Genomic DNA, 15,009 nt, shown 5'->3' with positions numbered 1-15,009 from the left:
AAAGAATACCTTCCAGCGATGCCGCGCAGTTACATTTCAACCAACGATCCCATGCCCTTGGGAGTCATTATGTACTCACAACTTCCTTTAGGAACATAGGTCCAGGCATTGCTTTGAAAGTCGACGGTCGATGTTCCTTCACAACTGGTTCCGGCACCGGCTTTACAATCGTTTTCACCAGCCAGAGCCACACCGAAGCATTTATCTTTACGACCACTGATATTTTCTCCGGCCTGCCATTCCTTAAACTGCATCTGGATTTTTTCTGGAGCCTTGGATGAAATACTGAGCTCAGAATTAGGTTTTGCCTGGGCCATAGAACCTGCAACGGCCAGAGCCACACCCGCTATAAGCGCTTGATTAATATTCATGAAACTTCCCTCATTTGCGACGATGTAAAAATCATTTCGAAAACTTAGACCGGTGGGCTGAAAAAAGGTTCCGCAGATCAATCTATTTTTTATGAGGGTGATAACAGGTTTAATGCTTGCCGGACCTGGCAGATGAAATGAGACTCTGAAGCTCATCAAGCTGTTCAATATTTTCAAGCAATCGCGTACGCAATGTTAAAGCCGGCATACGGCACTGCTCATAGCGACCAAACAAACGATAACGGCGCCGCGCCAGCTGTTCATATAAGCAGTCATTCAGACCTCTTGGCAACCAGCGGAATCCCCTCAACCAGCACCATGGTCGATCAAGATAGCCGGCAATGGCAAACAGCGCTGCGCTACGGGTAAACACACCCGACTCTGATATCACCATGATGGTATTGTTGTGCAGAAGATTAATATCAAACTGCTGTTGCAGGTATTGCCCCAATTCTGACTGCAGAGGAACGACCTTAAGTTGCTGGCGCGAATCATGGCGATCAATAAAACGTACAGCGGCATGACACAAGACACAAACGCCATCAAAGACAATCAGCGGACACGGCTGCTGTGTCGTGTTTTCCAAAGAGCTGACCAACTACCACTGCTCCACATATCGCTGCACCATTACTTCCTTTCTTTCAGGCTGTTCACCATCCTTAAGTTGATCTTTCCGGAACTGTCCCATGGTTGGAAAACTGCTACGTTTAATCTGACTGGCACCACCATTCACACGCGGTTGTTCCACCCCTTCTAGTCTCATAGCTCTGATCCTGTATAGTGATTCCGGTTTACCAACATTAGCAGGACACACCTCATGGCAAAAGCCCAATCCATCAGTATTCAGGAAGCCCTCAATACACTGACTTTTTTCTCCGGTCGCACGCCATACTCCACCGATGCGGAAACCGCCGATGCGTTCAGCTGCCTGTCCGAGTTCCAGAATGGAGGTCTTTATGTTGGCCATTATCAGGGTAACAGCGAATGGGAACGTCATGGTTATGGTGATGAATTAGTGATGGTGATCGACGGCCAGACCACATTGTTTATATGGCAGGATGACCATGAAACAGCCCACACCCTGACGGCCGGGAGTCTGATCGTGGTACCACAGGGGCTCTGGCACCGTTTTGAAACACCCGAAGAGGTTAAAATACTGACCATCACCCCGCAACCCACCGATCATCAAACCGAACACCCGTAACGGATCAGTCGTGCCAGGATTAATGCTGAACCATTATTGACCGGCAATGAATCTGCGCTGGTAATGGATGCGGCGCTGCACGATCAATCTGAAAATTTTTCATGTCGCGCTGATTTACATTCCTGCTATATTGCGCTGCCAACGGTTTATAGGCCGTTACAGCCGCCAGCGAACCATTCCAGTACATCAGGGACTTCTTATGATTGCCATTCCTCAACAAGTTATTGCCCACCGTGGTATTTCCGCTTCTGCTCCGGAAAACACTCTCAGCGCATTTAAACTCGCCAAACAACACGGCATCGAGTGGGTGGAATTTGATGTTTCTTTGAGTCTTGACCGGGAGTGTGTGATCTTTCATGACGATGACCTGGACCGCTGCAGTAATTTATCCGGTCCACTGGCGCAACAGAGTCTGGCGGCGCTTAAACAGGGAGACTTTGGTAGCTGGTTTGCGCCAGAGTACGCTGGTGAAACCATCCTCGAACTCAAGTCACTGATCCAGTGGTTACAAACCAATGACATGCACTTCAACCTGGAAATCAAAGTTGATCCCAACATCGCCTGGGAACCGCTGGTTGAGAACATAGCAGCAACCCTGCCGCAGACCTCCTGGCTGCGCGAACACTGCCTGGTCAGTTCGTTTCATCCGGCGGCATTGCTGGCATTTTCCCGATTACGTGAAGATGTGCCGCTTGGCATACTGCTTGATGAACCCATGCAACACTGGCAAGACTGGGCCGAGGGCGTCAATGCCTCAACGGTGAATTGTAACTACGATCATCTCACCACTGCTTTTGCCAATGACGTCGTTGATGCCGGTTATCAGTTACTGGTTTACACAGTGAATACCCCCGAACAGTTCGAAACAGCTTTAAGCCTGCATGCAACCGCCGTATTTTCGGATAATCCCGAGCGACTGATGCAGCCATAGGTAAGTTTCAGCCAAATTGTCTCCTTCTCTCAGGAGGAGACCGCTGCATAATTATTTGAACCACATCTCATTCCATCTAACCCAAAAATCAACAACCATCATTTTCATTGATTCAGATCATCAAGTGGCGCAATCGTTGCTAAATCAATCGAGCTAATCAGAGTGGTGATTCACGAGGGTTTTGAAAATGACAGTCGGCAATGTTCTTCAGCATCCATCCAAGGTGGAAAATAAATCCACACGCATTGGTTTTCTGCTACTGGAAAACTTCACCATGATCGCTCTGGCCTCGGCTGTCGAACCTTTGCGGATGGCCAATCAGTTATCAGGAAAAGAGCTGTACAGCTGGTATCTTATCAGTAAAGACGGGCAACCAGTCCGCGCCAGCGACGGCATTTCCGTGACCCCCGATGCCTCCATGGAGCACTACCCCACCATTGACACACTGTTTGTGGCCGGAGGGGTGGACATTACCCGCAGCTATTCAAAACGGGAACTCAGCTGGCTGCAAAGCCTGGACCGTAAACACGTTAATTTGGGCGGTATCTGCACCGGTGCATATGTGCTTGCGCATGCCCGGATGTTGGACGGCTACGACTGCAGTGCTCACTGGGAGTGCATCGGCTCACTCAAAGAAATGTTTCCAAAAGTAAACTGTAACAATCGCTTGTTCACCATCGACGGTAACAGAATGACTTGTTCAGGAGGGGCCGCTCCCATGGACATGATGCTCAACCTGATCAGTCGCCAACATGGACAGTCATTAACCAACGCTATTTCGGACATGTTTGTCTGCGACCGGGTACGCAGTCAGAATGATCTGCAGCGGGTGCCGTTGAGGCACGTACTCAGCAGCGCCCAACCCAAGCTGTTGGAAATCGTCGAATTAATGGAAGCCAATATCGAGGAGCCGATCGAGCTGGATGATCTCGCTACTTTCGTCGGAATATCCAGACGACAACTGGAACGGCTGTTCCATCAATATCTTGACTGTACGCCATCCCGTTACTATCTCAAATTACGACTGGATCGGGCCCGGCAACTGTTAAAGCAAACAACCATGTCGATCATAGAGATTTCCGCTGCCTGCGGTTTTGTCTCCACACCGCACTTCAGCCGTTGTTACCGCAAACACATAGGTCTCTCCCCTCGTCAGGAAAGGGCTGGTATGTGGTTTGACCGATCAGACGATAAAATGCTCGACATTCCCACCGATGAGGTAATGGAGGCACTTTACCCTGACCGGGTCGGCGATGCACTGGTAACGGCCAAATCAGAACCCAGTTACGCCTCTATTCGACTTCACAGCGCCTGAGGTTATGAAGTCTTGACGGTTTTGGAAAGGCGACTGTCGTTTATAACCTCCATTGGTTATTTTGAGCCGATACACTCAGATGCACTTCTTTTATATGCGAGAGGTGCATCATGAGCATCGAAGCCGAGCAACTACACCAACAATCCATAATTATCGACGGACTAATTATCGCCAAATGGAACCGCGAACTGTTTGAAGACATGCGCAAAGGCGGACTCACTGCTGCTAACTGCACAGTCTCAGTCTGGGAAGGGTTCCAGAATACTGTCAACAATATCGTGGCTATGAACCAACTGATCGAAGCCAACAACGATCTGGTCAGTAAGGTAAAATGTACAGCAGATATTCACCAAGCCAAAAGTGATGGCAAAACCGGCATATTTCTGGGTTTTCAAAATGCACATGCCTTTGAAGATCAGATTGGCTACGTACAGATTTTCAAAGACCTTGGCGTAGGCATTGTACAGATGTGCTACAACACCCAGAATCTGGTAGGCACCGGATGTTATGAACGCGATGGAGGACTGTCTGGTTTCGGTCATGAAATCGTGGCTGAAATGAACCGGGTGGGAATCATGTGCGACCTGTCGCATGTCGGTTCAAAAACCTCACAGGAAGTTATCCTGGCATCCAAAAAACCGGTCTGCTATTCCCATTGCCTGCCTTCTGGGCTGAAAGATCACCCGCGTAACAAATCCGACGAAGAGTTAAAATTTATCGCAGATCATGGCGGCTTTATCGGCGTTACCATGTTCGCTCCATTTTTGAAAAACGGCATAAACTCCACTATCGATGACTATGTCGAAGCCATTGCCTACATCGTCAATATTGCCGGTAGCGATCAGGTGGGTATTGGCACTGATTTTACCCAGGGTCATGGACAGGAATTTTTTGAATGGCTTACCCACGACAAAGGTTACGCCCGGCGCCTGACCAATTTCGGAAAAATTGTTAACCCTGAAGGAATTCGAACCGTAGGGGAATTCCCGAATCTGACAGAGGCGTTGTTACGCAAGGGATTATCTGCAACCGTGGTTGAAAAAATTATGGGGAAAAATTGGGTGAACATACTCGCAGAGGTCTGGGGCGAATAGACCCGGTTACACACCAAATGATGCCGGTGCCTGTCATACAGGACACCGGCTTTGGGGTCACATTTTGTCTTTATACATAGGATCGTTCTGTAATCCGAACCCCATAGGATCCAAAGCTCTTAAACCGCGTGCCAGGACTTCAGCATTCTCTTTGGCATCTGCGCCAGTAAAACAGACATACAATCCGTGCAGCTTCAGACCGCCCATATTGTATTTCACCTGATCTTTAAGGGGCTGTAAGTCCTTATCATTTGATACCCAGTACGACAGTACCCGCTTATCGATAACCGCCAGATCCACTTTATGGTCAAGCAGGTTTTTAATATTCTGAACGTCATCCACAGATTCCAGTACAGGAATTTTTTTCTGCGCGACAGCATGGTCAAAATTTTCTTCATTCACATACCCAGAAACGACGCCAACCTTGGTAGATGCAAGGTCTTTAAGTGTTGCTGTCTGCTTTTCTTCACCGGCTCTATGAGCGAAAACCACCATACTGGTTCCAATTGCGTCAGAAAAAACACAACGCTGTGCCAGATCGCTGGAATAATATTCCGGAAAATAGCCGGCTACATTATTGTCATCCATTGCACGTGAAACAGCAGTTTCCCAGGGTTCAAACTCAATTTTCAAGTGGTACCCTTCACGCTCAAATGCCTGTTTGACAATAATACTGGTCATCCCACCACCACCAATGGAGGGCGATGTGAAAGGAGGCCAGTCCAATGAAGTAAGCACGATATCTTTTGCCGAAGAATAACAAGAAAGGAAAAGGGCTACGCCTAAAAATAAATACTGCTTTTTCATACTACCTACCCCAAAAAAAAGACTACACAGATAAATCTCCAGGGACTTATCTTTACCGCGCCGCATTCTATTGAACTCACATGCCAAGCTCAACCAAGCGGTCTGGACATTTCCACTCCTGGCGTTTTTGGTAATGCTACTGTCGCGAATGGTGACACCGCCTTGATATTCGAATCGCTAGACTGCCAGCAGATACTCAATCATAAGAGAGATGCCACATGGCCGCACATGCACCGGAAGTACCTATCAGTGTAGACGATCAAACCGGAGTATGGACGACTGATTCTCTGCCCATGCTGTATGTTCCGCGACATTTTTTCATAAATAACCATATGGCTATCGAAGCTGAACTGGGAGCGGAACGCTATGCAGAAATTTTGTATCAGGCCGGGTATAAATCAGCCTGGCACTGGTGCGAAAAGGAAGCAGAAGCACACGGCTTATCCGGTGCAGCGGTATTTGAACATTACATGAAAAGAATCTCGCAACGGGGCTGGGGGCTTTTCATTATTGAGCAACTGGATGTTGACAACGGTCATGCCAGAGTTCGCTTGGAACACTCAGCATTTGTTTATCAGTATGGAAAAGTAAATCGTAAAGTTGACTACATGTTTACCGGCTGGTTTGCCGGAGCACTGGACCAGATTGCTGAGACCGCAGGATATCGGTTTCGAACCCGAGCCATACAATTGCAATCTGCTGCGGAAGATGATTGCGACTACGGAATATTCGAAGTCAGACCCGATTCAGCCGATTAGTTTCGGTCCTCTCTCAACCAACAAAGTTAATATGAAAATAAAATATCAAAACCGGGAATCTGAAATTTTATCCAGAGGCTCCCGAAGAATAAACACCGCATTTTTGCCATTTTTGATGGCGTTAGCACGGAAAAAATGATGTCACAATACGATGCACTGTTTCAGCCATTAAAAATTAACCAGCTGACTATTCGCAACCGCATCGTCAGTACGGCACATGCCGAAGTGTATGCCACTGATGGTGGAATGACGACAGAGCGCTACATTGGTTACTACGAGGAAAAAGCCAAGGGCGGTTGTGGCTTATGTATCTGTGGTGGCTCAAGTCCGGTTTCCATAGACAGCCCGCAAAGCTGGTGGAGTTCCGTCAATGTTTCTACGGATCGCATTATTCCACACTTTCAAAAGTTATCGGAAGCAGTGCACCGGCATGGCGGCAGAATCATGATTCAGATTACTCACATGGGTCGCAGATCCCGCTGGGATGGGGAGCACTGGCCCAATTTGATGTCACCTTCCGGGATTCGGGAACCGGTTCATCGGGCCACGTGCAAAACCATTGAAGAAGAGGAAATTCAACGGATCATTAGTGATTTTGCCCGTGCGGCGGGTCGGGTCAAAGCGGGTGGCCTGGATGGCATTGAATTATCTGCCGTGCATCAACATCTGATCGATCAGTTCTGGTCCCCACGGGTCAACAAACGCACTGATGACTGGGGTGGCAGCTTTGAAAACCGCATGCGTTTCGGACTGGAAGTCATCAAAGCCGTTCGTGCTGAAGTCGGCCCGGACTTTGTGGTTGGCATGCGAATTTGTGGCGACGAATTTCATCCTGATGGTCTAACCCACGATGATATGAAGCAGATAGCGGCATACTACGATAGCACCGGCATGGTGGATTATTTTGGAGTGGTCGGTTCCGGTTGCGATACTCATAACACACTGGCAAATGTGATACCCAACATGAGCTATCCGCCGGAACCATTTCTGCATCTGGCTGCCGGTATCAAGGAGGTGGTTTCTGTACCGGTGATTCATGCTCAAAATATCAAAGATCCCAATCAGGCTCAGCGCATTCTGGAAGCCGGATATGTCGACTTTGTCGGCATGACCCGGGCCCATATTGCCGATCCGCATTTTATCGCCAAAATTAAAATGGACCAGGTGGACCAGATACGCCAATGCGTCGGTGCCAATTATTGTATCGACCGGCAATATATGGGGTTGGATGTTCTGTGTATCCAAAATGCCGCCACATCGAGAGAATATCTGGGACTACCACACATCATCGAAAAAACCACCGGCACCAGGCGTAAAGTAGTGGTGGTCGGTGGTGGTCCCGGCGGCATGGAGGCCGCGCGCGTGGCCGCCGAGCGCGGTCATGAAGTGATCCTGTTTGAACAATCTGCAGCCCTTGGCGGCCAGATCAATATCGCCGCCAAAGCACCTCAGCGAGAGCAGATAGCCGGTATCACCCGTTGGTTTGTACTGGAACTGAATCGGCTGGGAATAGATCTGCGACTGAATACAGCGGCCAATGCTGACATGATCCGGGAACTGCAACCGGATGTCTGCATCCTTGCCACTGGCGGACGCCCGTTTGTGGAACAAAATCCGGAATGGGGGGCGGCTGACGGACTCGTGGTTTCGAGCTGGGATATTCTTAACGGAAATGTGGCTCCCGGCAAAAATGTTCTGGTTTATGACACCATTTGCGAATTTTCAGGTCTGTCCGTTGCGGACTACCTCGCTGCCAAAGGGGCATTGGTGGAAATCGTGACAGACGATATCAAACCTGGCATTGGCATTGGTGGGACTACGTTCCCAACCTACTATCGCAGCCTGTACGAAAAAGAAGTAGTGATGACGCCGGATCTGATGCTCGAAAAAGTCTATCGCGAAGACCAACAGCTGGTGGCCGTTCTGGAAAACGAATATACCGGAGTTCGCGAAGAACGGGTGGTGGATCAGGTGGTGATTGAAAATGGTATACGTCCCGATGAAGCACTTTATTATGAGTTAAAAGCAGAATCCTTAAATCAGGGACAGATTGACAATGAAACGTTATTTGCTGCACAGCCGCAACCGATACTGAACCAACCAGCCAATGGCATGATTTTGTGGCGCCTTGGTGACTGCGTATCACAACGCAACACCCATGCAGCCATCTATGATGCTCTGCGTCTGTGCAAGGATCTTTGATCAATGACACTGATGTCATGGCTCATATTGTTATTCCTGCTGATTTGGTTCGTCGGTGCTGTGCGGCGGATTCGGCTATGGCGAAGCGGTCAGCCCGATCCAGTATCATTATTGGCCGGTTTGATAGCAATGCCTCGTCGTTATCTGGTAGATCTGCATCATGTCGTTGCCCGCGACCGGCGAATGTCCCACACCCATGTCGCGACTGCCGGCGGTTTTGTCGCCGCCATGGTCGTCATTATTCTGGTTCATCTGTTCGGCCTGCACAGCAAATGGTTATCAGGATTACTGCTAGTGACAACGGCGGTCATGTTTACCGGAGCGGTTTTCGTCTGGCGAAGACGCCAGCACCCGCCGTCACGACTATCAAAAGGTGCCTGGATGCGCCTGCCACGCAATCTGATGCTGTTTTCCGCAACGTTTTTCCTCATCACCCTGGCAGATTCCTCGCTGTTACCGGCCGGCACTTTTTCAGTGGCGATAGTCACCATATTGACCCTGGCGCTCATTCCCGCGTTAGGGGAAATGCTGTTCGGCATGACCTGGGGCGGGCCTATGAAACACGCGTTCGCCGGGGCACTGCATCTGGCGTTTCATCGCCGTAGCGAACGTTTCGGCGGCGGTCGTTCGACGGGCCTGAAACCGCTGGACCTGCAACAGCCACAGCTGGGTGTGGCGAAGCCAACAGACTTCACATGGAATCAATTGCTTGGTTTTGATGCCTGTGTACAGTGCGGGCGTTGTGAGCAGATGTGTCCGGCCTTCGCAGCAGGGCAGCCACTGAACCCCAAGAAATTTATCCAGGATATGGTCATTGGCATGGCGGGTGGGAATGACCACAGTTATGCCGGCAACCACCATCCCGGCCGATCCTCCGGACAAGCCAGCGGAGGACCCACTTCAATCATGACTGAAGGTCTGCTGACCGCAGACACCATATGGTCCTGTACCACCTGCAGAGCCTGCGTTGAAGAGTGCCCGATGATGATCGAACATGTTGATGCCATTGTCGACCTGCGCCGTTTTCTGACATTGGAAACCGGTCAGACACCCAACAAAGGAGCAGAGACACTGGAAAATCTGATTGCGACAGACAACCCCGGCGGCCATGATCCATCCCGCCGCACTCACTGGGCTGCCGATCTGAATCTGCCGCTCATGGCTGAGGTAAAACAGGCCGAGGTATTGTTCTGGGTCAGCGATGGTGCTTTTGATCTCCGCAGCCAGCGGATTCTCAGAGCATTCGTCACATTGTTGCGGTCTGCTGGTATCGATTTTGCCGTCCTGGGTGATGAAGAAATTGATTGTGGGGATGTCGCCCGCAGACTGGGTGATGAAGCAACTTTTCAGCTGCTGGCCAGACAGAATATCAGGACTCTCAACCAGTACCGCTTCAACCGGATCGTCACTACGGACCCACATGCGTTTCATTGCCTGAAAAATGAATACCGGGACTTCATCGGTGGACACTATGAAGTATTGCATCACACCACGTTTCTGGAACAACTGGTGAGTCAGGGCAAACTGACACTGAAACCTGCAACAGCCGGCAATATGACCTATCACGATCCATGTTATCTGGGCCGTTACAATGGTGAGTATGATGCCCCCAGAAGCCTGCTTAACCAGTTGGGCATCCCACTGAAGGAGATGGAACGCTCCGGCTTTCGGTCCCGTTGTTGCGGTGGCGGCGGCGGTGCTCCGATCACCGATATTCCCGGTCAACGCAGAATTCCCGATATGCGCATGGACGATGCCAGAGCCGTATCAGCAGAAACGGTTATCGTGGCCTGCCAGCAATGTACCGCGATGCTGGAAGGAGTGGTCGAGCCACGCCCCGCAGTCAAAGATATCGCCGAACTGCTGGTGGAACATTTACGGGTGGAGTAACACCGGAGCCAATGCCCATGAGTCAGATTAACCGCCGCGACCCCAGAATCGAAAAGATCCTCCGTAATCGTCTGCACCCACAACATCAGATGGTTATGCAGAAAACGATTGGAAGCGTCACCCTGTCTGTGGACCCAAAACGGAAAAACCCGCATGTGAAAGGCTTTATCGGCCCGAATGGCATTCGCAGAATCAATCGTCAGCTTGGTCATAATGTTCAACACGAAGCGAGCAAACACACCTACGAACAGTCCGTTAATCTGCCATTGATCACTATCGACCAACCCGATCACTTTGTTGCCGTGGTACCCGATATGGTTGGCGGTCGATTGACGGCTCATGATAAAGACCTGCTGGGACTGGCCCGTCAGTTTGTCAGCGGACACAACGGTGCCGTGATTGCCATTGTCTTTGGCCATTGCAGAGAGCATCAGTTTGATCTGGCCGGCGTGGATCGGCTCATTCACTTTAACGACGAACATTACCAGGGGTATTGTCCGGAAACCAAAATCGCAGCATTAATGGCCGTTGAAAAACGATGGTCACCGGCATTCTGGTTTTTTCCAGACAGTATTCACGGTGGTACCGAACTGGGTTCCCGTTTGTCCGCCCGGTTGGGAGTCAGGGCTGCTACGCGGGTTCGCCAGGCTGATAGAACAACGGTCACTTGTCTGGGTGGTAACCAAATGATCGACATCCAACGCCCGATCGAAAAAATACTGTTACTGATGGAAGAGTGTGCCGAGCCAGTCAGCGGTCAACGTCACGAAGCCAGACCAATGCTACCGGACATTATTGACACCCATTCCCCGAGACTGCAGGACCTCGGACAGGTACAGGTGGACCCTGGTGACATTGCGCTGGCAGAAGCTGAGTTTATTATCGCCGGAGGCAATGGTATTCGTGACTGGGATTTGTTTCATCGTACCGCAACTGTACTGCACGCAACTGAGGGTGCCAGCCGGGTCGCGGTGGATAACGGCCATATGCCCCGCTTTCGACAGGTAGGAGCCACGGGTACCTGGGTAGCTGCGAAAGTATATCTGGCCGTTGGAATTTCCGGGGCGATCCAGCATTTACAAGGCATCGGTCAGTGCAACAAAGTGATTGCCATCAATACCGATCCGGACTGCGACATGGTCAAACGCGCCGACCTAAGTATTATCGATGACAGTCAAACGATCCTGACAGCACTGATCGATGCCATGCAAAGTCGAAACCCGGGAGATCACGAAGATGTCGCTTAACATTACGACTCTGGTTTCCATCGGCCAGCACCCTCGCTCCTGCCGGGAAATGCGCGCCGACCAGGATGCCCGCGCCATTGAGCTTGGACTGACGCTGTCACCGGTGGAGCTGACACTCGTACATGCCGGTACAGCCCAGTCACCGGCTTTACGGATGTATCTCGGTATGGGGCTGCAAACCCTGAAAGTTATCAGACAAACAGAACAGGCAGATATCATTCCTGCCCTGGTGTCCTGGCTACAACAATCCGACAGCCACATTATTCTAACTGGCGTCAGAGCTGAACGTGGCGAGGCTTCCGGTTTAGTACCTTACCTTATATCTGAACAACTTGGCTGGCCACTAATCAGTCATATTGTTGCCATCGAAATGACCAGTCAGACGGAAGCGAGAATATTACAGGCACTGCCACACGGCCAACGCCGGGCCATCAGTGTCAAACTGCCCTTTATTGCCACGGTTGACAGCAGTGCTCCCAAACCCAGACAAAGCGCTTTTGGACCGGGACAACGCGCCATCATAGACATTCTGGATTCGAAAGAGGTGGTCGACACCAGTCGTTTGCCATGGAAACAAAGTACTGCCCGAAAACGTCCCAAACGATTAAAAATCGTCAAAGCGGAAACTGCAGCAGAACGTTTTCGCGCTGCCACGGCAAAGTCCCAGAGCAATAATGGCAAAACATTACAATCGGAATCTGCAGACCAGAAAGCGCACGCTATACTTAGGATATTAACTGAGGAGGGAGTATTAAAATGATGATTGCAGACTTACTCGACCAAGAGGATCTTCGCGAGCGCTTTTTGTCATTGGGTATACCAGTCACACAGGAACAAAGCCCTGACGCATGTTGTCGTGCGGCTTTGGCCTGGCGTACTGAACAGGATCGTGAACGTAAACAGGCACTGGACGAAGTCATTCGTCTACTGATCAGTAACAGCGACTCATTGCTGCCTGAGATCAAAGCCGCGATACAGACATGTTTTCCGATGAATGACGTGCATTAAAGAGTTATTCAAATCTTCGCGACAGCCACTGCCGCCTCTGATCATCTGGATGGTCAGGTAAAAATACCCAGCCCGACCATTTGCGGAACCAGTACATTCCAAACCTGTTTGCCAATGCGCCGGCCCTGACTGTCCAGCTCTTCTCCCCGAAGAGCCGTTGCACGATGCCGCTGTCGAAGATACTGCTGCACCGGCGAAACCAGTTGCTCCCGGTTTTCAGCGCCATCAAGCCAGGATACAAGCGCCACAGCCTCAACAACATCCAAAGGAAAACCATTACCCAGAACCGGACTGGGAAGGGGCAACGCCGCACCGGTTTCAATAATAAACTCAAGCATTTTGCGAATAGTAGGACTGGCAACTCTGTTTCCTGTACCAGCTACATGTACGTTTTGACATACCTGCAACTCACCCGCCGCAATCAAAAATACGAGATTGCGAAGTATTTCCATTTCATTACGACTCTTCCCTCCCATATGCGCAAGAGTCTGATGGAAACTAATGGCTCCCTGCTTCATCAGCGTTCGCAGTTCAACCATAAATGATTTGCCGAAACTGATCTTTCCGCGCGGAGTAGTCACGATATCGGTGATAAATTCAGGGTCTTTAATCGCGGCAAAAGGTATATGAGACACCAATTCCAGAAGTGATTTTTGCGGTTCAACAGTACCGTTGATAAAAATATCGCGTCGAAACCGCCGGTTACAGGCAAAATCAAACGCCAGCTGTCTTTGTCTATCGGTGGGCAGCTGGTTAATGGCTTCATGAGTAGCCTCGTCCACTAACAGGAAAGGGTGATTGTCAACCAGCGTGGCGCTGCCCACAAAAGCCAAGCCAATGTTATTCATTTCCTCGGCAATATCGACAGAATAAAACGTCTGCCAGGAGTGGTTCAGAAATTCGTGGGCCAGATAGTTATCAGACTCATGGATATAGGCATTCAGACCGGTGATCACTGATGGGTGCTGTTTGAAGTAATTAAGTTTTGAACTGAGCTGATTAAGTGTCTGCAAGGCACCACGGGCACGCTGAGCAGAATCACCGGCTTCGGTTCGGGACAGCTCCACTAACAATTTGCGTAGTGGCTCTTCTGGCGACCAGCCGGGTTTGCAGTTGTAACTGATATAAACCAGTCCACCGGGCTTCAAGTGGGTAGCAAGTATTTGCCGTATGGTCGTTCGGACTTCAGTTGCCACCCAGCTGTAAACACCATGCAATACAATAAAATCAAATTGCGGCAGCTGTTCCTGAGCCAGTAACTCCTCGAACGATGCCTGCTGGAACTCCACATTGTGGATGGCGAAGCGCTCTGCCCGTGATCTGGCTTCTATAATGTGATCCGGGTTGATATCACAGGCAATGAAATGCCCGTGAGGATACGCGCCGGCGTTGACCAGCACGGAGTTCCCAAATCCACATCCGAGTTCAAGATAATGAAAAGGCTGATTGAGGTCTCTGGGAGCAGACCCATGAAGCATGGCAACATAATTTAGCCATACCGGCGACTGTTCCTTGTAAAACCGGTCAGCGTAAACAGCATCCACGACATAGCCATATTTATCTGAATTGTTCGCCATGCTCTTGCCCTCAACATTTTTACTGGCCAGATAGTAACGGCATTGGAGTGTATTCGGTACAGATTATTCATACCGGACAGCATGCCATCGACCGTCAACCAAAGATTGTTGTCACCTGCAATCACTTCGCGGTTACAATGGCAAAGCACAATTAATATCCTTTGCGGAGTTTTTATGTACATCGCTATGAATCGTTTTCGCATTGTACCGGGACATGAGCAGGAGTTTATTGAAATCTGGCGCAACCGCGACAGTCACCTGGAGAATGTTCCTGGATTTAAAGAGTTCCATTTGCTTCAGGGAGCGACTCAGGATGACTATACGCTGTTTTCATCTCACGCCCTTTGGGAGTCTGAACGGGCTTTTCTGGACTGGACCAAATCAGACGCTTTCCGGGCGGCTCATGCTAACGCCGGAACCGCCCGTCATATTTACCAGGGGGCACCGGAGTTTGAAGGCTTTACCATTATTCTGTAACAGTTTAATGAAATCTGCCCCATGATAAAAAATACACAAAAAGAGTAAAATTCCACTTTCTGCAGCAGACTGAAAAACGGCATAATAGCCGTTTCCCTTCTGATTTTTCTTGCTACCTAATATCCAGG

The 15,009-nt window shown here is 50.0% G+C and carries 16 protein-coding genes; 11 read left to right on the top strand and 5 right to left on the bottom strand.

The genetic code is table 11. The features are described from left to right. Positions 1-29 precede the first annotated feature (29 nt). From YC6258_RS06325 to YC6258_RS30150, 3 genes are all read right to left on the bottom strand, one after another. Positions 30-371 (bottom strand): BufA1 family periplasmic bufferin-type metallophore, encoded by a 342-nt coding sequence (locus tag YC6258_RS06325; RefSeq protein ID WP_044616269.1) that lies wholly within the window; start codon positions 369-371, stop codon positions 30-32. A gap of 109 nt (positions 372-480) precedes the next feature. Then, positions 481-957, bottom strand: a complete 477-nt coding sequence (locus YC6258_RS06320) for a thiol-disulfide oxidoreductase DCC family protein (RefSeq protein WP_044619802.1) — start codon at positions 955-957, stop codon at positions 481-483. Between the two features lie 12 nt (positions 958-969). Next, a complete protein-coding gene (locus YC6258_RS30150) occupies positions 970-1,134 on the bottom strand; it encodes a hypothetical protein (RefSeq protein ID WP_169748938.1) in 165 nt (54 codons plus the stop codon). Positions 1,135-1,188: 54 nt separating this feature from the next. Between YC6258_RS30150 and YC6258_RS06315 the strand changes: the two genes are divergently transcribed. The 4 genes from YC6258_RS06315 to YC6258_RS06300 all read left to right on the top strand — a co-directional run bounded on the left by YC6258_RS06315 (position 1,189) and on the right by YC6258_RS06300 (position 4,915). Continuing rightward, a complete protein-coding gene (locus YC6258_RS06315; RefSeq protein WP_044616268.1) occupies positions 1,189-1,575 on the top strand; it encodes a cupin domain-containing protein in 387 nt (128 codons plus the stop codon). Between the two features lie 199 nt (positions 1,576-1,774). Further along, positions 1,775-2,506: a glycerophosphodiester phosphodiesterase family protein gene (locus tag YC6258_RS06310; protein WP_169748937.1), complete on the top strand. Its 732-nt coding sequence runs from the start codon at positions 1,775-1,777 to the stop codon at positions 2,504-2,506. Between the two features lie 187 nt (positions 2,507-2,693). Continuing rightward, positions 2,694-3,821: a choline metabolism transcriptional regulator GbdR gene (gene gbdR, locus YC6258_RS06305; RefSeq protein ID WP_044616267.1), complete on the top strand. Its 1,128-nt coding sequence runs from the start codon at positions 2,694-2,696 to the stop codon at positions 3,819-3,821. 110 nt (positions 3,822-3,931) lie between these two features. Then, positions 3,932-4,915 carry a dipeptidase gene (locus YC6258_RS06300; protein WP_044616266.1) on the top strand — a complete coding sequence of 328 codons (984 nt, stop codon included), beginning with the start codon at positions 3,932-3,934 and terminating at the stop codon, positions 4,913-4,915. A 57-nt stretch (positions 4,916-4,972) separates the two neighbouring features. Here the strand turns inward: YC6258_RS06300 and YC6258_RS06295 are convergent, their stop codons facing one another. Beyond that, complete coding sequence (locus tag YC6258_RS06295) at positions 4,973-5,722, bottom strand: substrate-binding periplasmic protein (RefSeq protein WP_044616265.1); 750 nt, start codon at positions 5,720-5,722, stop codon at positions 4,973-4,975. Between the two features lie 218 nt (positions 5,723-5,940). Here YC6258_RS06295 and YC6258_RS06290 point away from each other — a divergent pair, with 218 nt between their 5' ends. From YC6258_RS06290 to YC6258_RS06265, 6 genes are all read left to right on the top strand, one after another. After that, a complete protein-coding gene (locus YC6258_RS06290; protein WP_044616264.1) occupies positions 5,941-6,480 on the top strand; it encodes a DUF5943 domain-containing protein in 540 nt (179 codons plus the stop codon). 138 nt (positions 6,481-6,618) lie between these two features. Next, positions 6,619-8,682: a dimethylglycine demethylation protein DgcA gene (gene dgcA, locus YC6258_RS06285; protein WP_044616263.1), complete on the top strand. Its 2,064-nt coding sequence runs from the start codon at positions 6,619-6,621 to the stop codon at positions 8,680-8,682. A gap of 3 nt (positions 8,683-8,685) precedes the next feature. Continuing rightward, positions 8,686-10,572, top strand: coding sequence for a (Fe-S)-binding protein (locus YC6258_RS06280; RefSeq protein WP_044616262.1), 1,887 nt, complete (start codon positions 8,686-8,688; stop codon positions 10,570-10,572). 17 nt (positions 10,573-10,589) lie between these two features. Then, complete coding sequence (locus YC6258_RS06275) at positions 10,590-11,819, top strand: electron transfer flavoprotein subunit alpha/FixB family protein (protein ID WP_044616261.1); 1,230 nt, start codon at positions 10,590-10,592, stop codon at positions 11,817-11,819. Further along, positions 11,809-12,579, top strand: coding sequence for an electron transfer flavoprotein subunit beta (gene etfB / locus YC6258_RS06270; protein WP_052830109.1), 771 nt, complete (start codon positions 11,809-11,811; stop codon positions 12,577-12,579). The genes YC6258_RS06275 and etfB overlap by 11 nt, the downstream gene beginning before the upstream one ends. Then, a complete protein-coding gene (locus YC6258_RS06265) occupies positions 12,576-12,827 on the top strand; it encodes a hypothetical protein (RefSeq protein ID WP_044616259.1) in 252 nt (83 codons plus the stop codon). Before etfB ends, YC6258_RS06265 begins: the two co-directional genes overlap by 4 nt. Positions 12,828-12,880: 53 nt before the next feature. On the opposite strand, the gene YC6258_RS06260 is transcribed toward YC6258_RS06265, so the two are convergent. Further along, positions 12,881-14,404: a class I SAM-dependent methyltransferase gene (locus tag YC6258_RS06260; protein WP_052830108.1), complete on the bottom strand. Its 1,524-nt coding sequence runs from the start codon at positions 14,402-14,404 to the stop codon at positions 12,881-12,883. 174 nt (positions 14,405-14,578) lie between these two features. Between YC6258_RS06260 and hmuQ the strand changes: the two genes are divergently transcribed. Next, a complete protein-coding gene (gene hmuQ, locus YC6258_RS06255; protein ID WP_044616258.1) occupies positions 14,579-14,881 on the top strand; it encodes a heme-degrading protein HmuQ in 303 nt (100 codons plus the stop codon). Positions 14,882-15,009 lie beyond the last annotated feature (128 nt).

It is taken from the genome of Gynuella sunshinyii YC6258, from assembly GCF_000940805.1.
Classification (GTDB): Bacteria; Pseudomonadota; Gammaproteobacteria; order Pseudomonadales; family Natronospirillaceae; genus Gynuella; species Gynuella sunshinyii.
This window is presented reverse-complemented; position numbering and strand designations above follow the sequence as displayed.